Source organism: Bradyrhizobium sp. CCBAU 51627, assembly GCF_028128765.1.
GTDB lineage: Bacteria > Pseudomonadota > Alphaproteobacteria > Rhizobiales > Xanthobacteraceae > Bradyrhizobium.
This window is the reverse complement of sequence record NZ_LBJG01000092.1, coordinates 126,982-147,092: the sequence shown is the minus strand read 5'-3', so window position 1 is coordinate 147,092 and position 20,111 is coordinate 126,982. Positions and strand designations below refer to the sequence as shown.

The following is a 20,111-nucleotide window of genomic DNA, read 5'->3' as shown; positions in this document are numbered from 1 at the left end:
GTGCTTACTTGTTGAAGTGCTCACATCGACTCTCACTGGACAACATGAGCGTGACAAATCAATGCTCCCGCTTCTGGCACGCTGGTCGGGTCCGACAATCCGCAGACCTCGAAGTGGCGCCTTGATATCTTTCAAGTGTTTCGCTTCGCTGGCCTGTTTCTTGCTGAACGTCACCAATTCGTAATGGCTGGCGACAATTCGCAAGGACGGTTTCATGGGTGATGGAAGGGAAACGTTCTACAGCGTGATCAGACGCCAGGGTATCACGCGTCGTAGTTTCCACAAATTCTGCAGTTTGACCGCCGCGAGCTTGGGACTTGGTCCGCTCACCGCAAGCAAAATTGCGCACGCCCTGGAAACCAAACCGCGTGTGCCCGTCATCTGGCTGCACGGGCTCGAGTGTACCTGTTGCTCGGAAAGCTTTATCCGCTCGGCCCATCCCTTGATCAAAGACGCGCTGCTGTCGATGATTTCGCTCGACTATGACCATATGATCATGGCGGCGGCAGGACACCAGGCTGAGGCCATCCTGGAGGAAACCCGTGCCAAGTACAAAGGCGGGTATGTGCTCGCCGTTGAAGGCAATCCCCCGTTGAACGAAGGTGGCATGTTTTGCATCGACGGCGGCAAGCCGTTCGTTGAAAAGCTCAGGTCGATGGCGGAAGAGGCTATGGCCATCGTCGCTTGGGGCACGTGTGCATCCTGGGGATGCGTGCAAGCGGCCAAGCCAAATCCGACTGGCGCGGTGCCGATCGATAAGGTGGTCACCAATAGGCAGATCATCAAGGTGCCTGGATGCCCTCCTGTCGCGGAGGTCATGAGTGGCCTTGTGACTTTCATGACCACGTTCGGAAAGCTTCCCGAGCTTGATCGCCAAGGGCGCCCAATTATGTTTTATTCCGAGCGCATTCACGATAAGTGCTATCGGCGGTCCCATTTCGACGCAGGCCAATTCGTCGAAGAGTGGGACGACACCAATGCACGCAAGGGCTATTGCCTGTACAAGATGGGCTGCAAGGGGCCAACCACCTACAACGCCTGTTCGGCACTTCGATGGAACGGCGGCGTTTCATTTCCGATTCAATCCGGCCACGGCTGCCTCGGCTGCTCCGAAGACAGCTTCTGGGATAAAGGGCCATTTTACGACCGACTCACAACCATCAAGCAGTTCGGCATTGAGGAGAACGCCGACGAGATCGGCATGGCCGCTGCCGGCGTGGTGGGGCTAACCGTCGCTGCCCACGCGGCGGTCACCGCCGTGAAGCGGTTGACCCACCGGCCGGATCGCTCAGCCGACAAAGGCAAACCGAGTTGAGGAGGGGACGACAGTGGCCGTCCAGACGCCGAATGGGTTTAATCTCGATCGTTCCGGCAGGCGAATCGTTATCGATCCGCTGACGCGCATCGAAGGTCACCTCCGCATCGAAGCCAATCTCGATTCCGAGAATGTGATCCGCAATGCGGTCTCAAGCGGGACGATGTGGCGTGGCATCGAAGTCATCCTGCGCGGGCGCGATCCGCGCGACGCCTGGGCGTTCACCGAGCGGATTTGCGGGGTCTGCACCGGCACCCATGCGCTCACCTCCGTGCGCGCAGTTGAAAATGCACTAGGTATTACGATTCCGGAGAATGCCAATTCGATCCGCAACATCATGCAGCTGTGCCTGCTCGTGCATGATCACCTCGTACATTTCTATCACCTCCATGCGTTGGATTGGGTCGACGTGGTCTCCGCGCTCAAGGCCGATCCCAACTCGACCTCTACACTGGCGCAGTCTATCTCGCCCTGGCCACTGTCATCCCCTGGCTATTTTAAGGATTTGCAGATCCGGCTGACCAAATTCTTCGGATCAGGGCAGCTCGGTCCGTTCAAGAATGGCTATTGGGGGCATCCGGCCTACAAACTGCCACCGGAAGCGAACCTGATGGCGGTCGCTCATTATCTGGAAGCGCTCGACTTTCAGAAGGAGATCGTCAAGATCCAAGCTATTTATGGTGGCAAGAACCCGCATCCAAACTGGCTCGTGGGCGGCGTGCCGTGCGCGATCAACATCGAGGGAATCGGTGCGGTGGGCGCGATCAACATGGAGCGACTGAGCATTGTGTCCTCGATCATCGACCGCTCGATCGAGTTTGTCGAGCAGGTCTATCTGCCCGACGTTACCGCGATCTGCTCGTTCTATAGGGATTGGCTCCACGGCGGTGGTCTTTCGAGCAAAAGCGTGATGTCCTATGGCGACATCCCCGAAAAGGCCAATGACTGTTCCGCCGAGAGTCTTAAGCTGCCGCGCGGGGTCATTCTTGATGGCAATCTCAAGGAGATACTGCCGATCGACCATGGTGACCCCGAACAGATCCAGGAGTTCGTCGCGCATTCATGGTATAAATACCCCAGCGATTGCTGCGGACTGCATCCCTGGGATGGTATTACCGAGCCGAGTTTTGAACTTGGGCCAAAACTCAAAGGCAGCAAGACAGATATTAAGGAACTCGACGAGGGCGGCAAATATTCCTGGATCAAAGCGCCGCGCTGGCGCGGCCGTGCCGTGGAGGTCGGGCCGTTGGCCCGATACATCCTCGGCTATGCGCAAGGCAAAGCCGAGTTCAAGGAGCCAGCCGAGAGACTGCTCAAGGAGCTCAATCTTCCTGTGACTGCGCTGTTCTCGACGCTTGGCCGGACTGCGGCGCGGGCGCTCGAATGCCAGTGGGCGGCCCATCAGATGCGTTATTTCCAGGATAAGCTCGTAATCCACATCAAGGCGGGCAATACGGCAACTGCCAATATCAGCAGGTGGAGCCCGGAAAGCTGGCGCAAGGAAGCCAAAGGCTACGGGTTCACTGAAGCGCCTCGCGGTGCGCTCGGGCACTGGGTTAAGATCAAGGACGGTAAGATCGACAATTATCAATGTGTCGTGCCGACGACGTGGAACGCATCTCCTCGCGATTCGAAGGGCAATATTGGCGCTTTTGAAGCTTCCCTGATCGGTACCCCGATGGCCGATCCGCAGCGGCCTCTGGAGATCTTGCGCACCATCCATTCCTTTGATCCGTGCTTGGCTTGCTCGACGCACGTGATGAGTGCTGAGGGCCAAGAAATGGCTTCAGTTAAAGTTCGTTAGGTTCATGCAGGACAGGGCTCAGAAGCTTCTTGCCGCCGTCGATGCGGCACCGACTGCTCGCAGGAGGGGCGGCGGCGTCGCCTACATTTATGCGCCGGTGCGACTCTGGCATTGGGTTAATGCCGCTGCGATTCTGGTGCTGAGTTTAACCGGCTATTTTATTGGAACCGGGACACCAGCGACGTGGGGAAAGGCAAGCGGCAGTTTCCTGTTCGGCTATATCCGCTTTGCTCATTTCTCGGCGGGATATGTGCTCAGCGTCGGCTTTCTTCTACGCATCTACTGGGCTTTGATGGGAAACGCGAATGCCATACAAATCTTTTGCGTGCCGCTCTGGCGCGGCTGCTTTTGGTGGGAATTGTACCACGAGATTCGCAGGTATGCCTTCCTTACGGTTGAGCCTGAGAGGGGCCTCGGGCACAACCGCCTTGCCCAGCTCGCAATGTTCTTCATGTTTACGCAGACGATCACATTCATGGTCGTCACAGGCTTTGCACTTTATGGGCAAGGTGCTGGTACTGACAGCTGGCAGTACAAGGTGTTCGGCTGGGTGTTTTCACTCTGGCCGAACAGTCAGGACGTCCACACCTGGCATCATCTCAGCCTATGGGTGATCGTGATGTTCGCGCTGGTCCACATCTACGCGGTGCTCCGGGACGACATCATGTCGCGCCGCAGCTTCCCTTCTATGAAGTAGGTGAGCGCGGGTTCGACGATTGACTGGGAAGCGGATGCTCAATCCGAAAGACAAAAGGCGGATTCTGGTGCTCGGCATTGGCAACATCCTGTGGGCCGATGAGGGATTCGGTGTGCGTGCGGTCGAGGAGTTTCATCGCCGCTACGCCGTCGCTGATAACGTCACCGTTCTCGACGGCGGCACCCAGGGGCTCCACCTCGTCAGTTTTCTTGAAGGGGCCGATTGCCTGATCGTGTTCGATGCTATCGACTATGGATTGCTGCCCGGGCAGTTGAAGCTTGTACGAGATGACGAAGTGCCAAAATTCACGGGCGCCAAGAAAGTGAGCCTGCATCAGACCGGCTTCCAGGAGGTCTTGAGCGCGGCCGATTTGCTTGGCCGACGGCCGCGAGAGCTCGCTCTTATCGGCTGTCAGCCCTTGGATCTGGAGAATTGGGGCGGTCCGCTGACCGCACCGGTGCGCTTTCAGATTGCCCCTGCAATTAAACTCGCTTGTAGACTCCTAGAGCAGTGGGACTCGCCGGCAAAACCGCGGAGCGCGCCGCTGGCTGCATCTGAACGGCTCTTGGCGAACAATATTGACCATGCGAATTATGAAAATGAGGGCGCAGCCGATCTAGAAGCCTGCGACTGACCATGTGCCTTGGCTTGCCAATGACGATTGTCGAGACTGACGGTATTACCGCGCTGTGCGAATATGGCAGTGAACAGCGGCGCATCTCCGTCATGCTGCTCGCTGATGTATCGGTCGGCGCCAAGGTGCTCGTTCATATCGACAGCGCAGTGCGGCTCTTAGACGAAAATGAAGCAAGGCTGATCTCCGAAGCACTTGACGGGCTTGAGGCCAGCCTCAACGGTCAGAACTACGATCGCTTCTTTGCGGACTTGATCGGTCACGAGCCGCAATTGCCGGAGCACCTACGCTAACGGTTCCGCTCCCTTGCGCGGACTGGGGTTCTTCACAGACCGAATTCCAGTCGCAGGAACATCGGCCTGGATAATGTCAGGCGCTATGCCGTTGGTTCGAATGCGAGCCGCGGCTGAAGGTGATTGGCATGCGCCTTGCTAACCGCCTGCTAGCAGAACCGAACATTATTAGAAAGAAGTGCGATGAAGTTGCAGCCGGCGCAGCGTGGTCTGAGACGACCCACTCAGTCGGACGTGGAGGGCGTCAGCGCGGATGCGCGCCTGGCCGTGCACGCTCCCGGGAAGGTGACCGTGATGCCGCTGTCGGCGGCCGATCCCCTACATAGGCTTCGGATCATCCAGCTCGCATTCTTCCTTTCTGAAGTTATTCGGCCAAGCATGCAAGGTGCAGTACACTCGCGCGGGGCTAGTGGCACACCAGTCGGCCGGCGTAGACCGTCGACGCCGAGCCTATGCCAAAGGCACGATATACTCCGCCTAATCGGCAAGATACGGGCCCGTTTGCTCACGATCGACCGCATCTCCGGACCGATTATTCGGGCACACGCCGGCGGCATCGGCGTCGGCAAGTGCAATGCCCGTGGATACAGGCAATGGAACATCGCATCGTGAAAACAGCGATCCCCGTTGTATCCGGCGCCGCCGACCGGGCGGCGAGCGACTTTACCACTAGATCTGGATGTCTCGATGTATTCTATCGCCACGCGACGAGTGCGCTCTTCAAGCACGCCTGGCGCGATTGCGACGAACGTGCAAGGAAGTATCCGAACGCCACCTTGCTGTTGTCAACTGCCGCTGCTGCCGTTGGGGGGCAGAGAAGCGGTGCTCCGACACAATTGTACGATCTCGCATATCTCAGCGAGGCCGAGCGCAAGCTGATCGACGAATTGCTCAGAGAAGGGGAGGTGACCGGCGTGGTTGCGCTGCCGGATGGCTGTTTGGCGCAAATCCGGGAGTCCGTGCTTGCGGGCATCTGGCGCGTCCGCATCGGGACCCAACCGGCAAACGAATATGTTGAGGTCGGAGGGATTCCGCAGATTGTCCGGCGTGCCGCAACTGACCTGACGTCCGCCGATCTTGTGATTGGCACGCCGCCGCATGGCGCGATGAACGTTCAACCGGTGCTGGCCGAGATACGCGAGCGGGCGCGAGTCTGGCGATGTGGCATGGATGCGCATATCATCAATCTCACGTTGCTACCAATGAGCATTATCGACCTGACATTCCTACAGCAAAGCTTGGGCACCGGACCGGTCCAACTCATGTTGCGGGGCTACGGCGCCTGCCGAGTGCAGGCGACCGGGACTAGGAATGTTTGGTCCGTGCAGTTCTTCAATTCCACGGACAACATCATCCTTGATACGCTGGAGATTGGGGGCGTGCCGATTGTTGCGTTGGCTGCCGACGAGGATCTCCAGGACTCTGCCGAACGCTTGCAGGAAATCATTAAGGCGTACTTCGCATGAAGCGCTCGTGCATTTGGTGTCAGGTAGGAGTCCGCAGACAGCGCGTGCGCATGGGCCATAGCTTGCGCGCGATCATGGGGCAGCGTTGCGCATGATCGTCGCTGCCAGCAACAGAATCCATGTCCGCGTATTGCTGGCTGCCGACGTAGTCGCCTCGGTCGAAATCCTGCCGCGAGTCCGGCCGCCGCTGGCGCGGATATTCACCGGAAAACCGGCCTCGTCACTGCTCAATGTCGTGCCCCGGCTCTTCGCGTTATGTGCCGCTGCGCAGCAAACCGCACTGTTGTCCGCGATCGAAACCGCGCGCGACGAAGTGATCACCCTCGCAACAAAACAGCATCGTATTGCGCTTATCGTTACTGAGCGCATCGTGGATTTGGTACGGGGGCTGTTTGTCGGACATCTTACACCAGACGTCGCCAGTGTGGCGGCAATCGGCTCCGCGATATCGGAACTGTCAGCGCTTGTCCGCTCCGAACAGCCAGCCTGGGGCCCCCCTCAACGGGAAGCAACAGCACGGATTGTCGCTGCGATGGGCGCGCTGGGCGTACCGAACGACGGGAGCGCGCTCAGGTCCGGTAGCCCACTGGCGCGTCGGGTTGCGGCGCTCAGTGAGGTCGGCCTGAAGTCTGCTCCGACGGGACACTCGTTTCTGTCCGCTGCTGACGACCTCAATATCACGAACCGGTTGCTCGGGGATGACTCGACGTTTTGCTGTTGCCCCGATCTCGAAGGACATGTGCCCGAGACGGGTCCATGGGCGCGCCAAATGACCCGGGATCGGCTGTTGCTGAGACCGTTCGGTGCAGCCGAGCGGCTGACGGCCAGAATTGTTGAAATCGTCCGGCTATGTGCCTGGCTTGAGGCCGGCGCTCAGATTGACGCCGCGGAGCATGGGATTATCGAAAGATATAAGCTAGGGCCCGGCCGTGCAGCGGCCGCAGTCGAATGCGCCAGGGGCCGTCTCTACCACGCGGTTGAGCTTGATGCTCAGGGTCGGATATCCCGCTTCGAATTCCTTGCGCCGACGGAGTGGAATTTCCACCGGCGCGGACCGCTTGTACGGAACCTGCAGGGGGCGGTGCTGACGGCTCGACGACGCTGTGATGAAGTGCGCGCATTGATTGCATCGCTCGATCCATGCGTCGGGTTCACCCTCAATTTTCGCGAAGTTCGCGATGCATGAAATGGCGATTTGTCTTGGGATCATTCAGATCGTCGAGGAGAAGGTACGGGAGCGATCCTCTTCCCGGGTGCGGAGCGTCTGTTTAGAAATGGGAGCGCTGAGTCATGCCGCGCCGGAAGCGATCAGGTTCTGCTTTGCTGTCGCTGCAACGCGAACCGTTGCCGAGGGCGCCGCTCTTAATATCGTCGAACTACCAGGCGTTGCCTGGTGCATGAGCTGTTCGAAAAGTGTCGAAATTTCACGACGCGGTGAGTGCTGTCCTTGCTGCGGCAGCTATCGATTGCAGGTAATTGCCGGCGAACAGATGCGAGTAAAAGAGCTGGAGATCGATTGATGTGTACCGTTTGCGGCTGCACGGAAGGGACGCCGTCGACTAAACACTTGGAGGCGAATGATGCGGAGAGTCATGAGCGATACGCCGACCATGTACAGGACGATTGCGATGGCCATTCTGTCCTTCCGCCGCCCGACCAAAGTCCCCCGCTCTCAAACCACGGTGGCGATAGTTATAACTGTCGTCGGTCGGCCCATCATCAGGCCCTTCCGAGCGGTGGCGCCGGCTCGGCTGGTTTAAGGGTCGGGGGCATGAGCAGAAAGAAGATCATTGAGATCGAGCGCGATATTCTGGGCAAGAATAATGGGATTGCCGCCGTCAACCGCGCACTCTTCGTTGCCGATGACCTGCTTGTCTTCAATCTTTTGTCCAGTCCCGGAGCAGGCAAAACGACACTGCTGGTCCGCGCCGTGTCCGAGCTGAAACGTAGGCGGCCGGTTGGGGTTATTGAAGGCGACCAGCAGACCTCGAACGATGCCGAACGTATTCGGGCGGCCGGCGTGCCAGCCGTTCAAGTCAATACCGGCAAGAACTGCCATCTCGATGCTGCAATGATTGGCGAGGCTTATCGCCACTTGCCGCCGCTCACAGGCGGTATTGTCTTCATCGAGAATGTCGGTAATCTGATCTGTCCCGCTGCCTTCGATCTTGGCGAGGCCCGCAAGATCGTAGTTTTTTCGATTACGGAAGGTGAAGACAAGCCGCTCAAATATCCTGATATGTTTGCCGCTTCGTCGCTCATGCTGATTAACAAGATTGATCTGGCGTCGCTGCTTGATTTCGATTTGGGAAAGACCATCGAATACGCCAGACGTGTCAATCCAAAGATCGACGTGCTTGTCGTTTCGGCTCGTACTGGAGAGGGCTTTGGCGCGCTCTACGCCTGGATCGATAAGCAGGCGGGCGATCAGAGGCGCATCGTAGAGGACACAAGGCTATGAGCGCCGCAGCCACCTGCGACCGAACACGGCTGCGCGTGCGAGTGAGCGGGGCAGTGCAGGGGGTCGGCTTTCGTCCTTACGTTTATGGACTCGCCATGCGGTACGGATTGGCCGGGTTTGTCATCAATTGCCCCGAGGGCGTCATCATCGAGGTCGAGGGCCACCGTGCGTCGGAGTTTGTTGCCACGTTACCGCTCGAGGCGCCTCCATTGGCACGCATCGACCACATCTGCGTTCGGGAGACTGTGGCGCTCGCGGCGAAGGACTTTTCCATCGGCACGAGCGAAGTCGGCAAATTGTCAACGCAGATCGTTGCCGACGCCGCGGTCTGCCCGCAATGCCTCAGCGAGCTATTCGATCCAGAAAATCGGCATTACCTTTACCCGTTTATCAGTTGCTGCCATTGCGGCCCACGCTACACCATCGCCGAACGGCTTCCGTACGATCGCCGTAACACCGTGATGAGCGCTTTTAGCTTGTGCGCCGCCTGCGCGGCCGACTATGCCGATCCAGCGAGCCGCAGGTTTCACGCAGAGGCGATCGCGTGTCCGGCATGCGGTCCTCGGCTCAGCCATGGGATCAGCGTCATTGTCGCGGCAATCGCGGGGGGACAGATCGTGGCGATAAAGGGGCTGGGCGGATATCAGCTTCTTTGCGATGCGCGTAATCAAGAGGCCGTGCAGCGTTTGCGCAGGAGAAAGCTCCGCCTTCAGAAGCCACTCGCAGTTATGGTCGATTCCATAGAGGGCATTGGCGAAATCGCGGAGGCGAACGCGGCCGAGCTTACGCTGCTCGAATCCATCGCACGTCCTATCGTCCTCCTGCCAACGCGCAACAATCTGGCGCCCGCCATAGCTCCTGGTTTATCACGAGTGGGTGTCATGCTGCCCGTAGCGCCGCTGCATCACCTCATCTTCCATGCGTTTCGCTCGCCGCAGGCGCGTGCGGGGTCTGGCCCGGTCATCGTCGTCACCAGTGCAAATCTCTGCGGCGAACCGCTCCTGATCGATAACGCGCAGGCGCTGCGGCGACTCAAGGGGGTCGCCGACCTTGTCGTGACCCATGATCGCGATATCTTGACGCGTGCTGATGATTCCGTGGTTTCAGTGGTGGCCGGCCGGGCCCAATTCATTCGCCGCGCTCGCGGTTATGTTCCCGAACCGATACGGCTTGCAAGGTCCGTCCCGCCCGTGCTCGCCGTCGGCGGGGCACTGAAATCGACCGTCACCATCACGCGGGACGACCAAGCGTTCGTCTCTCAGCATATTGGGGATCTAAATACGGTCGAAGGCATTCGTGCGTTTGAGAAGACGATCCGACACCTCACATCGAGCCTCGACGTGGAGCCCGTCGCCGTCGCCCATGATTTGCATCCCGATATGGCTTCTACCCGGTTTGCGGAGGCAAATGCCCGCGCGCTGGTCGCGGTTCAGCATCACCATGCACACGCTGCCGCAGTGATCGCCGAGCACGGCCATGCGGGACCTGCGCTTGCCCTGGTGCTCGATGGACATGGCTTTGGCTCCGAGGGCGGTAACTGGGGTGGCGAACTATTGTTGTGCGAAGGGACGTGGTCCCGACGCATCGGGCACTTAGCGCCCCTGCAGATGCCTGGTGGAGATCGTGCAGCCCGCGAGCCGTGGCGCATGGCGAGCGCAGTATTACACGGGCTCGGCCGGGGTAACGAAATCGGGCAGCGCTTTGCGGCGCAGCGCCAAGCCGGGGGGCTGTCGGACTTGCTCGACCAGCCGGGCGGGACCACCACGACCAGTGCGGGACGGTTGTTCGATGCGGCAGCGGCGCTGCTGGGGATTGCGAATTTGCAGAGCTATGACGGCGAAGCAGCGATGAAGCTCGAAGCGCTGGTGCGGCAGACTGCGATTCTGGAAGCCGGCTGGACCATTGATGGCGGCGTGCTGTCGCTTAGTCCGCTATTCTCGCGGTTGATTGCTGATGACATTGACGTGGCCGGCGGAGCCGGGCTGTTTCATGGCACTTTCGCCGCCGCCTGCGTTGACTGGGTCACGCGCTCTGCGCGGACAACCGGCGTTAATACCGTGGTTCTGAGCGGTGGCTGCTTCCTGAACGCAGTGCTGGCGGACAAAATCCCGCGCGGTTGCAGCGATGCCGGTCTTACCCCGCTGGTGCCGCAGCGGCTGCCGCCCAATGATGGCGGTTTGAGCCTTGGCCAGGCCTGGATTGCCGCTCTACAGATCGCTCAACAGTCGCCCGCCAGGGGAGGAACTGCCTGATATGTGTCTTTCGGTTCCGGCAAAGATCGCCAAAATTCTTCCTAACGAAATGGCCCTCGTGTCCATCGATGGCATCAGCCTGGAGATATCGATTGCCCTCATCGACGAGCTTGACGTCGGCGATTGCGTCCTGGTCCATGTCGGCTATGCGCTCGCTAAGATCGATCCGATAGAAGCCAAGCGCACGTTAGAGCTCCTGCAGGAGCTAGGCAGCGCTGCGCAGGAATGCCGATCGTGAAATATTCTGACGAATTTCGCGACAAGACCATCGCGCAGGGACTTGCGCGTGCGATTGCCGCTGAGGTCAGTTCACAAAAAGCCTACCGGTTCATGGAATTTTGCGGTGGACACACTCATGCCATCTCCCGCTACGGTCTGGAGGATCTGCTGCCCGCGAACGTCCGGATGATTCACGGGCCCGGTTGTCCCGTCTGCGTTCTGCCGGCGAGCCGTATCGACATGGCGATCCGGCTCGCCGAGCGACCAGAGGTCACTCTGTGCGTCTACGGCGACCTGATGCGCGCGCCCGGGTCGCAAGGACAGTCCCTGTTGCGAGCTAAAGCGCTCGGGGCCGACATTCGGATGGTCTACTCGACCCTCGACGCTATCCGGCTGGCCGAACAGACGCCGGGCCGTGAAGTGGTTTTCTTTGCCATCGGATTTGAGACCACGACGCCCCCGTCGGCGGTCATGATTCGCATTGCCGAGAACAAACGGTTGGAGGGCCTTAGCGTGTTCTGCAATCACGTGCTTACACCCTCCGCGATGCACAGCATTCTCGAGAACCCGAAGATCCGCAACACAGGTGGGGTCCCCATTGACGGCTTCATCGGGCCTGCACATGTCAGCACCATTATCGGTACGCAGCCTTACGAGCCCCTGGCGGAACAGTTCGAGAAGCCGATCGTGGTCGCCGGATTTGAACCACTCGACGTGCTGCAGGCTATCCTGATGCTGGTGCGGCAGGTGAACCAAGACCGCTACGAGGTAGAAAACCAATACAGCCGTGCAGTGACACGCGATGGCAATCGGCGCGCCAAGGAGGAGGTGTCGCAGGTATTCGAACTGCGTGAGCAGTTTGAATGGCGTGGGCTTGGACTCGTACCCAACAGCGGACTGAAGCTTAAGCGGTCTTACTCAAAGTTCGACGCCGAGACGCGTTTTGCGATCCACGACATGCGTGTCGCAGACAATCCGGCCTGTGAGTGCTGCGCGATCCTGCGTGGCGCCAAACGGCCGGTCGATTGCAAGTTGTTTGGAAATGTGTGCACGCCGGAAACGCCCATAGGGGCCTGCATGGTGTCATCAGAAGGCGCTTGTGCGGCGTATTGGACCTATGGCCGAGTTCGCGATGAGCAGATGAGGCAGACGTCATGAGCGTGAAAGCCGATCAACGCAACCTCGACCTGGAGAACGGACGCGTTGAACTTTCCCACGGATCTGGAGGCCGTGCCATGGCACAGCTGATCTCCGGCCTTTTTCACCAGGCCTTCGGTAATGAATGGCTCGCCCGGTGCAATGATCAGTCGGCGTTTGATGTTTCGGCAGGCAGGATGGTGATGACGACTGACGGCTATGTGGTTTCGCCACTGTTCTTTCCCGGCGGCAATATCGGGTCCTTGGCTGTGCACGGCACGATCAATGATGTCGCGATGTCCGGTGCGCGTCCACTCTATTTGTCAGCCAGCTTCATCATCGAGGAGGGCTTCCGGTTTTCCGATCTCAAGGCAATTGCGGATTCAATGGGCGCGGCGGCGCGAGGGGCCGGCGTTTACATCATTGCCGGGGACACCAAGGTCGTAGAGCGGGGCAAGGCGGATGGTCTGTTCATCTCTACGGCCGGGATCGGGCTTGTGGCCGGGGGGCTCGATCTCTCCGCTGACAAGGCAAGGGTCGGGGATCGTGTGCTGCTGTCAGGTAGCCTCGGCGATCATGGGGTGGCGATCATGTCAAAACGTCAGAACGTCGCTTTTCAAACCGAAATCGTCTCGGACTCAGCAGCGTTGCATAATCTCGTAGCGTCCATGCTTGCCGCAGGTGGGGGAGGCATCCGGGTGATGCGCGACCCCACGCGCGGTGGGCTCGCTGCTGCTCTCAACGAGATTGCGCATCAATCCGACCTCGGGTTTCATCTGCAGGAATCAACCATTCCGGTGAAGCCCGCCGTTGCGGCTAGCTGCGAACTCTTTGGACTCGATCCGATCCATGTCGCCAACGAAGGCAAGCTCGTTGCGATCGTGGCGCCTGATTCGGCCGATGCCGTTCTTGCAGCCATGAAGGCGCACCCGCTCGGGTCCAATGCGGCTGATATTGGTGAGGCGGTGGCTGACGATCACAAATTTGTTCAGATGACGACCGATTTCGGCGGCCGACGAATCGTTGACTGGCTGTGGGGCGAACAATTGCCTCGGATCTGTTGAACAGGCTGCGCAACGTCCTTTTTTGGCGGCCATTTACTATCAATGGTGATTAGCCATCGGCTCCACAAGCGCATCACTTGGTAGGCAATCCTGCCTAGTTGGCAACTTGCCATCTTTGCTGCTTGAGAAGTTCGGCGAGGCTGGAGTCGGTTGTTAGCTTTTCTGCGGGGCGAGACCGCAATTCGGAACGATTCATCGCTATCGCGCAGTTTTCGGCGGTTAGGCTCAACGAATAGGATCGCACGATCTGCCCGGCACCCCGTGGGTTTGAAATCCTGCGAAGCCTGCAAAATATCGCTGAATTCCTGCGCCATTTTGTCGGCTGCGTCGCGATATCGCTGCACGCTTCCGATAAGAAGGGCGGATCAGGCTGGGAGTTTCAAATGAAGGTCGGAGTACCGAAGGAAATCAAGGCGCACGAATATCGCGTCGGCCTTACCCCTGGAGCTGCCCGAGAATACGTGGCAGCGGGCCACCGCGTGATGATCGAGACTGATGCCGGCGCTGGCATTGGTGCAACCGATGACGATTATCGCAATGCTGGCGCAACGATTCTAACTTCGGCGGCTGAGGTATTCGCATCGAGCGAGATGATCGTAAAGGTTAAGGAGCCTCAGCCGGCCGAATGGTCCCAGCTGCGCGAGGATCACATCCTATTCACCTATTTGCATCTGGCCCCGGACCCGGATCAGGCTACCGGCCTCTTGAAATCTGGATGCACCGCGATCGCCTATGAGACCGTAACTGATGCGCATGGTGGTCTTCCACTGCTGGCGCCGATGAGCGAGGTCGCGGGTCGGCTTGCGATCGAAGCGGCGGGTAGCGCCCTAAAGCGGAGTACAGGCGGGCGAGGGCTGCTGATCGGTGGGGTGCCCGGGGTTCAGCCTGCCCGAATCGTCGTGATTGGAGGTGGCGTCGTCGGTACGCACGCGGCGCGCATGGCGGTCGGTCTGGGCGCAGAAGTGACCATCATCGATCGTTCGATAATCCGGCTGCGTGAGCTGGACGAGCTATTCGAAGGACGCGTTCGCACCAGGTTTTCGACCATCGAGTCGGTGGAGGAAGAGGTATTTGCGGCGGACGTGGTGATCGGTGCGGTGCTCGTCCCAGGTGCGAGCGCCCCGAAGTTGGTCCGCCGGAGCATGCTGAGCTCGATGCGCAAGAGGGCGGTACTCGTGGACGTCGCTATCGATCAGGGCGGGTGCTTTGAGACATCGCACCCAACCACTCACGCTGATCCAACTTACGAAGTGGATGGAGTCATTCATTATTGCGTAGCCAATATGCCCGGTGCCGTACCGCTGACCTCGAGCCAGGCACTGAATAACGCGACCCTGCCGTTTGGTTTGGCTCTGGCCAACAACGGTTTTTCCGCCGTACTCGAAAATCCACATCTGCGCGCAGGCCTCAACGTCCATCGGGGCCGGCTAACCTACAAAGCGGTGGCCGAGAGCCTCGGGCTGCCCTTCTCACCGATCGAACAGGCTGCGGCCTGATCCCAGAGGCCCTCATGGGCGTTTCCTCCCTGACTTAGGCCACCCTTCGGGGTGGCTTTTTTTTCGGCTCCATCGATCTGCTGAGCGCCGCCGGCATCTATTTCTCGCTCAGGGCGAAGCGGAGGATCACCAGACGAACGCCTGGCTTCAGTCGTCCACACGATGGGAAGACAATGTACTTTCACCCATACAGCGCCTATGAATGCCGGTGTTGCTGGATAATCCAAGGCAATTGAGAATGCGTCCCGCGGATCCCAGGAGGACGCGCATTTCCGGAGCGACTTCATCTGGAGCGATCGCCGCGAGCTTTCCGACTGGCCGTGAGGCGCGGACCGGCGGTGACTCCGCTATGCGCACGCCACAGCATCGAGATCAAGCTGCTGTCAGGCCCCTCGTAGGATTTGCGACATCGTGTCGAGGCGGCGATTTGCGTTATGGAAAATACTGCAGACGAACCAAGCTCAAACTGTCTGGCACAAGACTTGATAGCAAGAAACTGTCCCGCACTTTTGCTCATGGAATCGCAGTGATGGCCTACAAGATAATCGCATCCCAATGCACCGTCTGCGGTGCGTGTGAGTTCGAGTGTCCCAATGCCGCGATCAGCCTGAAGAACGACATATATGTTATCAATGCGTCCCAGTGCACCCAATGTGAGGGCCATTTTGACGCGCCGCAATGCGCCGTCGTTTGCCCGGTGCCGGATACATGCGTGCCGGCAAAGGTGGGGTAGCCGATGAGAGGAGCTCCCGCACGAATTTATGGAGATACTCGACAGCCGCCGCCTTTTCGATCCATCTCCTGTTTTACTCAGTCGCTGGTCCGAGTTTGCGGGCTTGCGCAATCCGCTCGGATTGCCGCCGCTTCGATGATCGGTCGGTTCGAGGATTGAGAAGCAATCGTAGATTTCCGCCACATCCTTAAAGAAGGCAAACGCGAACTTATTGAGGTTCTCCCCGCGAACCCGCGCTCGGCTCGCTGTCGTCAGGTTATATTTGTCTGTTAGGCGTATTAGTTCTTCCACGCTGGTCGATGCTTGCTGGCTCACTAAGCATGGCTACTCGACGGCTCTGCGGAGTCGCTATGTAGAAGGCGGCTGGCTACAACAGCCCGCGCGGCAGGTTTATACCCGTTCTCGCAGCCCCCTCAGTTGGCTGCAGGTCGTCATCTCGTTGCAGCTTCGCCGGTTTTCTGAACAGCTCAAGGGTGACGGCCAGGCAATTGCAAAGCTAGATCGCGAAGCACAGATTGAGGCTCAGAGGAGGGTTCCAGGGGACAGAAGCCTTTTCAGCGGATTGAGAATGATCCGTGATTAAGAGGCCGCATCGGGGGCGGGCGGCTCTCACCGGGGTGAGGGCCTGGCGCCCCAGTCGCCAGTCTTGGCTGCGTTCCCAGAGGAGCTTTGGCGAGCGGCGGATGATCAACCCGCTCCCTTGCTGCCGAGTTTCGCTTGGCGGAGCTTTGGGAGGAAGCGGAGCGAACGGCCAATTGCCAACTGAAAGCGTCGACACCCCGGGCTTGATGGAGATGCTGATTTCGTCGCCCTATTCGCCACCGGGGAGTGTTAATCAGCTCACCACGCCAGTTCTGGCTGTCGATCCAACGGAGCTTCGCGAGAAAGCGGTGGATTGAGCACTCCAGTCGGCAGCTGAAAGCCTCGACACTGCCGAGTTGATGGAAATGCTGACTTCATCTCCCTATTCGGCATCGGGCAATGTGAATCAGCCGAGCTCGCCGGTTTTAGCTCTCGATCCAGAGCGGCCTCGGGAGGACGCGGGGGATCGAACGCCCCAGTTGCCGCGAGCCTGTGTCGGTCAGCCCGCCTTGCACCCGCCTTCCGCCTTCGATCCCAGAATACTGCGGTGCCGGATACGCTCGAGAGCTGCGCAGGGAATTTCACGCACAGCCCGCCTTGTTCCATTTCGAACAGGCCCAAACCAAGAGTTCTCTGCGCAAAGCGCGATGTCGGATTCGCAACAACACCCCTTTTGCCGCACGAGGCGCGCTAAGCAACTTTGATTGTTCGGTTTTTTGTGCTGACGAGACGCTGGCATGCTGGTTGCAAAACTTGGGTCAAGAAGCCGCCCTCGCAACAGCTAACCTTTGAAGGACATCAGATGAGTCTCGCCACGACCCAGAGCATCGCAGAAACCAGGGCTCGCAACAAAGAGCTGATCGAGGAGGTGCTTAAGGTCTATCCGGAAAAAACCGCGAAACGGCGTGCCAAGCACCTCAACGTTCACCAAGCCGGCAAGTCAGACTGCGGGGTGAAGTCCAACATCAAATCCATACCTGGCGTGATGACGATCAGAGGCTGCGCCTATGCAGGGTCAAAGGGAGTGGTCTGGGGACCGATCAAGGACATGGTTCATATCAGCCATGGCCCGGTCGGCTGCGGTCAGTATTCGTGGGGCTCGCGACGCAACTATTACGTCGGCACGACCGGCATCGATAGCTTCGTGACTCTGCAGTTCACCTCCGACTTCCAGGAAAAGGATATCGTATTCGGCGGAGACAAAAAACTGGACAAAATCCTTGATGAAATCCAAGAGCTGTTTCCACTTAACAACGGCATCACGATCCAATCGGAATGCCCGATAGGGTTGATCGGCGACGATATTGAGGCCGTGTCAAGAGCGAAATCCAAGGAATATGGCGGCAAGACCATCGTGCCGGTCCGTTGTGAGGGCTTCCGGGGCGTGTCGCAGTCACTAGGCCATCACATCGCTAACGATGCGGTGCGCGATTGGATTTTCGGCCACCTCGAGGGCGACGGCAAACCAAAGTTCGAGCCGACGCCGTACGATGTTGCGATCATCGGAGACTACAATATCGGCGGCGATGCCTGGTCATCACGAATTCTGCTGGAGGAGATGGGCCTTCGCGTGATCGCGCAGTGGTCCGGCGACGGTTCACTGGCCGAGCTCGAAGCAACGCCGAAGGCAAAGCTCAATATTCTGCATTGCTATCGTTCAATGAACTATATCTCACGCCACATGGAAGAGAAGTTCGGTATCCCTTGGTGCGAGTACAACTTCTTCGGACCTTCAAAGATCGCGGAGTCGCTACGCAGGATTGCAGGTTATTTCGACGACAAGATCAAGGAAGGCGCCGAGCGAGTGATCGAGAAGTATCAGCCGCTAGTGGATGCCGTGATCGCAAAATATCGCCCGCGCCTGAAGGGCAAGACGGTGATGCTGTACGTCGGCGGGCTCCGTCCGCGTCATGTTATTGGCGCATATGAGGACCTAGGGATGGAAGTAATTGGCACCGGGTACGAGTTCGGTCACAACGACGACTATCAGCGCACAGCTCAGCACTACGTGAAGGACAGCACGCTCATCTATGATGACGTCAATGGCTATGAGTTCGAGCGCTTCGTCGAAAAGCTCAAGCCTGACCTTGTCGGCTCGGGCATCAAGGAAAAGTACGTTTTCCAAAAGATGGGTGTGCCGTTCCGGCAGATGCATTCGTGGGACTATTCGGGTCCATATCACGGCTATGACGGCTTTGCGATCTTTGCGCGCGACATGGACATGGCCGTCAACTCGCCGGTTTGGAAGAAAACGAAGGCCCCCTGGAAGGAAGCTTCGAGCGCCAAGCTCCAGGCTGCAGAATAAAGCAATTCATCTCGCTCTCTGGGAAAGCCGGGGCGATACAAATCTCGATAGTGAAGGATTTCACCAATGGCGCAGAGTGCCGAGCAAGTGCTCGATCATGTCGAACTGTTCCGCGATCCAGAATACCAGCAGATGCTGGCCAAGAAGAAGTTATTCGAGAATCCTCGCGATCCTGCCGAGGTCGAACGTATCAAGGAATGGACGAAAACCGCCGAATATCGCGAAAAGAACTTTGCGCGGGAGGCGCTAGCGGTAAATCCGGCCAAGGCTTGCCAGCCGCTTGGCGCCGTATTCGCCTCTGTTGGCTTTGAGCGCACCTTGCCCTTCGTCCACGGCTCGCAAGGCTGTGTGGCCTATTACCGCAGTCATCTATCGCGGCACTTCAAGGAGCCTAGCTCCTGTGTCTCTTCATCAATGACGGAAGACGCTGCCGTATTCGGCGGTCTGAACAACATGACCGACGGTCTCGCGAACAGCTACAACATGTACAAACCGAAGATGATTGCGGTTTCCACTACCTGCATGGCCGAAGTGATCGGCGATGACCTCAACGCCTTCATCAAGACGTCAAAAGAAAAAGGCTCGGTTCCGGCGGACTTCGACGTGCCGTTCGCCCACACGCCGGCGTTCGTTGGCAGCCACGTCACCGGTTATGACAATGCGCTCAAGGGCATTCTGGAGCATTTTTGGGACGGCAAGGCCGGAACAGCGCCGAAACTGGAGCGCAAACCGAATGGATCGATCAACATCATTGGTGGATTCGATGGCTATACCGTCGGCAACCTTCGCGAGACCAAGCGCATCTTGGAATTGATGGGCATCCAGCACACGGTTCTCGCCGATAATTCTGAAGTGTTCGACACTCCGACAGACGGCGAATTCCGGATGTATGAGGGTGGTACGACGCTGGAGGATGCGGCGAACGCGATTCACGCCAAGGCGACTATTTCCATGCAGCAGTGGTGCACGGAAAAAACGCTGGCATTCGTGGCGGAGCACGGCCAGGACGTTGTATCCTTCAACTATCCGGTGGGCTTATCCGCAACCGATGACTTGATCGTCGCGCTGTCACGCATCAGCGGCAAGGAGATTCCCGAGCAACTCGCGCGAGAACGTGGTCGCCTGGTTGATGCCATCGCCGACTCCAGCGCTCATGTTCACGGCAAGAAGTTCGCGATCTATGGCGACCCGGATCTTTGCTATGGATTGGCTGCGTTTCTGCTCGAACTCGGCGCCGAACCGATTCATGTGCTTTCCACCAACGGCAACAAAGCGTGGGAAGAAAAAATGCAGGCGCTGCTTGCAAGCTCGCCATTTGGGCAGGGCTGCCAAGTCTATCCGGGTCGAGACCTCTGGCACATGCGCTCGCTCTTGTTCACCGAGCCGGTCGATTTTCTGATTGGAAACACCTACGGGAAGTACCTGGAGCGTGATACCGGAACGCCACTGATCCGCATCGGCTTTCCGATCTTTGATCGGCATCACCATCACCGCTCCCCCGTATGGGGCTATCAGGGCGGTCTAAATGTACTGGTGAAGATCCTGGACAAGATCTTCGACGAGATCGACAAGAAGACCAACGTTCTTGGCAAGACGGACTACAGCTTCGACATCATTCGTTGATGAGCGACTACAGGTGCCATCGCCCAAGCA

Annotated in this window: 19 protein-coding genes; all 19 read left to right on the top strand. The window is 58.5% G+C overall.

All coding sequences use genetic code 11. The features are described 5' to 3' along the window. The first annotated feature begins 214 nt into the window (after window positions 1-214). Window positions 215-1,315, top strand: a complete 1,101-nt coding sequence (locus XH88_RS37040; protein WP_271673094.1) for a hydrogenase small subunit — start codon at window positions 215-217, stop codon at window positions 1,313-1,315. Window positions 1,316-1,328: 13 nt separating this feature from the next. Further along, the gene (locus XH88_RS37035) at window positions 1,329-3,119 is read left to right on the top strand and encodes a nickel-dependent hydrogenase large subunit (protein ID WP_271673093.1); all 1,791 of its coding nucleotides are present in this window, start codon (window positions 1,329-1,331) and stop codon (window positions 3,117-3,119) included. A gap of 4 nt (window positions 3,120-3,123) precedes the next feature. Continuing rightward, a complete protein-coding gene (cybH, locus tag XH88_RS37030; RefSeq protein WP_271673092.1) occupies window positions 3,124-3,816 on the top strand; it encodes a Ni/Fe-hydrogenase, b-type cytochrome subunit in 693 nt (230 codons plus the stop codon). 34 nt (window positions 3,817-3,850) lie between these two features. Further along, window positions 3,851-4,450, top strand: coding sequence for a HyaD/HybD family hydrogenase maturation endopeptidase (locus XH88_RS37025; protein ID WP_271673091.1), 600 nt, complete (start codon window positions 3,851-3,853; stop codon window positions 4,448-4,450). Between the two features lie 2 nt (window positions 4,451-4,452). Further along, on the top strand, window positions 4,453-4,743 hold the full coding sequence (locus XH88_RS37020; RefSeq protein WP_271673090.1) for a HypC/HybG/HupF family hydrogenase formation chaperone: 291 nt from the start codon (window positions 4,453-4,455) through the stop codon (window positions 4,741-4,743). A 608-nt stretch (window positions 4,744-5,351) separates the two neighbouring features. Beyond that, window positions 5,352-6,209 carry a hydrogenase expression/formation protein gene (locus XH88_RS37015; RefSeq protein WP_442868520.1) on the top strand — a complete coding sequence of 286 codons (858 nt, stop codon included), beginning with the start codon at window positions 5,352-5,354 and terminating at the stop codon, window positions 6,207-6,209. A 91-nt stretch (window positions 6,210-6,300) separates the two neighbouring features. Next, complete coding sequence (locus tag XH88_RS37010) at window positions 6,301-7,395, top strand: hypothetical protein (RefSeq protein WP_271673088.1); 1,095 nt, start codon at window positions 6,301-6,303, stop codon at window positions 7,393-7,395. Further along, window positions 7,388-7,729 (top strand): hydrogenase maturation nickel metallochaperone HypA, encoded by a 342-nt coding sequence (gene hypA, locus XH88_RS37005; protein WP_128947977.1) that lies wholly within the window; start codon window positions 7,388-7,390, stop codon window positions 7,727-7,729. Before XH88_RS37010 ends, hypA begins: the two co-directional genes overlap by 8 nt. Further along, complete coding sequence (gene hypB, locus XH88_RS37000; RefSeq protein WP_271673087.1) at window positions 7,729-8,670, top strand: hydrogenase nickel incorporation protein HypB; 942 nt, start codon at window positions 7,729-7,731, stop codon at window positions 8,668-8,670. Before hypA ends, hypB begins: the two co-directional genes overlap by 1 nt. Then, the gene (gene hypF / locus XH88_RS36995; RefSeq protein WP_271673086.1) at window positions 8,667-10,922 is read left to right on the top strand and encodes a carbamoyltransferase HypF; all 2,256 of its coding nucleotides are present in this window, start codon (window positions 8,667-8,669) and stop codon (window positions 10,920-10,922) included. The genes hypB and hypF overlap by 4 nt, the downstream gene beginning before the upstream one ends. Window position 10,923: 1 nt before the next feature. Beyond that, window positions 10,924-11,160, top strand: a complete 237-nt coding sequence (locus XH88_RS36990; protein ID WP_271673085.1) for a HypC/HybG/HupF family hydrogenase formation chaperone — start codon at window positions 10,924-10,926, stop codon at window positions 11,158-11,160. Further along, on the top strand, window positions 11,157-12,299 hold the full coding sequence (gene hypD, locus XH88_RS36985) for a hydrogenase formation protein HypD (protein WP_271673084.1): 1,143 nt from the start codon (window positions 11,157-11,159) through the stop codon (window positions 12,297-12,299). Before XH88_RS36990 ends, hypD begins: the two co-directional genes overlap by 4 nt. Further along, window positions 12,296-13,342 carry a hydrogenase expression/formation protein HypE gene (gene hypE, locus XH88_RS36980; RefSeq protein ID WP_271673083.1) on the top strand — a complete coding sequence of 349 codons (1,047 nt, stop codon included), beginning with the start codon at window positions 12,296-12,298 and terminating at the stop codon, window positions 13,340-13,342. The genes hypD and hypE overlap by 4 nt, the downstream gene beginning before the upstream one ends. 383 nt (window positions 13,343-13,725) lie before the next feature. Next, on the top strand, window positions 13,726-14,838 hold the full coding sequence (gene ald / locus XH88_RS36975) for an alanine dehydrogenase (RefSeq protein ID WP_128947970.1): 1,113 nt from the start codon (window positions 13,726-13,728) through the stop codon (window positions 14,836-14,838). Window positions 14,839-15,367: 529 nt separating this feature from the next. Further along, entirely contained in the window at window positions 15,368-15,571 is a 204-nt protein-coding gene (locus tag XH88_RS36970; protein ID WP_271673082.1) for a 4Fe-4S binding protein, read from the top strand. 211 nt (window positions 15,572-15,782) lie between these two features. Further along, window positions 15,783-16,154 carry an AbiEi antitoxin N-terminal domain-containing protein gene (locus XH88_RS36965; protein WP_333909291.1) on the top strand — a complete coding sequence of 124 codons (372 nt, stop codon included), beginning with the start codon at window positions 15,783-15,785 and terminating at the stop codon, window positions 16,152-16,154. A 100-nt stretch (window positions 16,155-16,254) separates the two neighbouring features. Further along, on the top strand, window positions 16,255-16,470 hold the full coding sequence (locus XH88_RS36960; RefSeq protein WP_271673080.1) for a hypothetical protein: 216 nt from the start codon (window positions 16,255-16,257) through the stop codon (window positions 16,468-16,470). A 485-nt stretch (window positions 16,471-16,955) separates the two neighbouring features. Beyond that, window positions 16,956-18,458 (top strand): nitrogenase molybdenum-iron protein alpha chain, encoded by a 1,503-nt coding sequence (nifD, locus tag XH88_RS36955; protein ID WP_271673079.1) that lies wholly within the window; start codon window positions 16,956-16,958, stop codon window positions 18,456-18,458. Between the two features lie 66 nt (window positions 18,459-18,524). Beyond that, window positions 18,525-20,081 (top strand): nitrogenase molybdenum-iron protein subunit beta, encoded by a 1,557-nt coding sequence (gene nifK, locus XH88_RS36950; RefSeq protein WP_271673078.1) that lies wholly within the window; start codon window positions 18,525-18,527, stop codon window positions 20,079-20,081. Window positions 20,082-20,111: the final 30 nt, after the last annotated feature.

Bases quoted from the DNA above. Each gene is read 5' to 3' on its own strand.
- hypE (WP_271673083.1), top strand. From the start codon at position 12,296: ATGAGCGTGAAAGCCGATCAACGCAACCTCGACCTGGAGAACGGACGC.
- hypB (WP_271673087.1), top strand. From the start codon at position 7,729: ATGTGTACCGTTTGCGGCTGCACGGAAGGGACGCCGTCGACTAAACAC.
- nifK (WP_271673078.1), top strand. From the start codon at position 18,525: ATGGCGCAGAGTGCCGAGCAAGTGCTCGATCATGTCGAACTGTTCCGC.
- XH88_RS37040 (WP_271673094.1), top strand. From the start codon at position 215: ATGGGTGATGGAAGGGAAACGTTCTACAGCGTGATCAGACGCCAGGGT.
- XH88_RS37020 (WP_271673090.1), top strand. From the start codon at position 4,453: ATGTGCCTTGGCTTGCCAATGACGATTGTCGAGACTGACGGTATTACC.
- XH88_RS37010 (WP_271673088.1), top strand. From the start codon at position 6,301: ATGATCGTCGCTGCCAGCAACAGAATCCATGTCCGCGTATTGCTGGCT.
- hypA (WP_128947977.1), top strand. From the start codon at position 7,388: ATGCATGAAATGGCGATTTGTCTTGGGATCATTCAGATCGTCGAGGAG.
- nifD (WP_271673079.1), top strand. From the start codon at position 16,956: ATGAGTCTCGCCACGACCCAGAGCATCGCAGAAACCAGGGCTCGCAAC.
- hypF (WP_271673086.1), top strand. From the start codon at position 8,667: ATGAGCGCCGCAGCCACCTGCGACCGAACACGGCTGCGCGTGCGAGTG.
- cybH (WP_271673092.1), top strand. From the start codon at position 3,124: ATGCAGGACAGGGCTCAGAAGCTTCTTGCCGCCGTCGATGCGGCACCG.
- ald (WP_128947970.1), top strand. From the start codon at position 13,726: ATGAAGGTCGGAGTACCGAAGGAAATCAAGGCGCACGAATATCGCGTC.
- XH88_RS37025 (WP_271673091.1), top strand. From the start codon at position 3,851: ATGCTCAATCCGAAAGACAAAAGGCGGATTCTGGTGCTCGGCATTGGC.
- XH88_RS36990 (WP_271673085.1), top strand. From the start codon at position 10,924: ATGTGTCTTTCGGTTCCGGCAAAGATCGCCAAAATTCTTCCTAACGAA.
- XH88_RS36970 (WP_271673082.1), top strand. From the start codon at position 15,368: ATGGCCTACAAGATAATCGCATCCCAATGCACCGTCTGCGGTGCGTGT.
- XH88_RS36960 (WP_271673080.1), top strand. From the start codon at position 16,255: ATGATCAACCCGCTCCCTTGCTGCCGAGTTTCGCTTGGCGGAGCTTTG.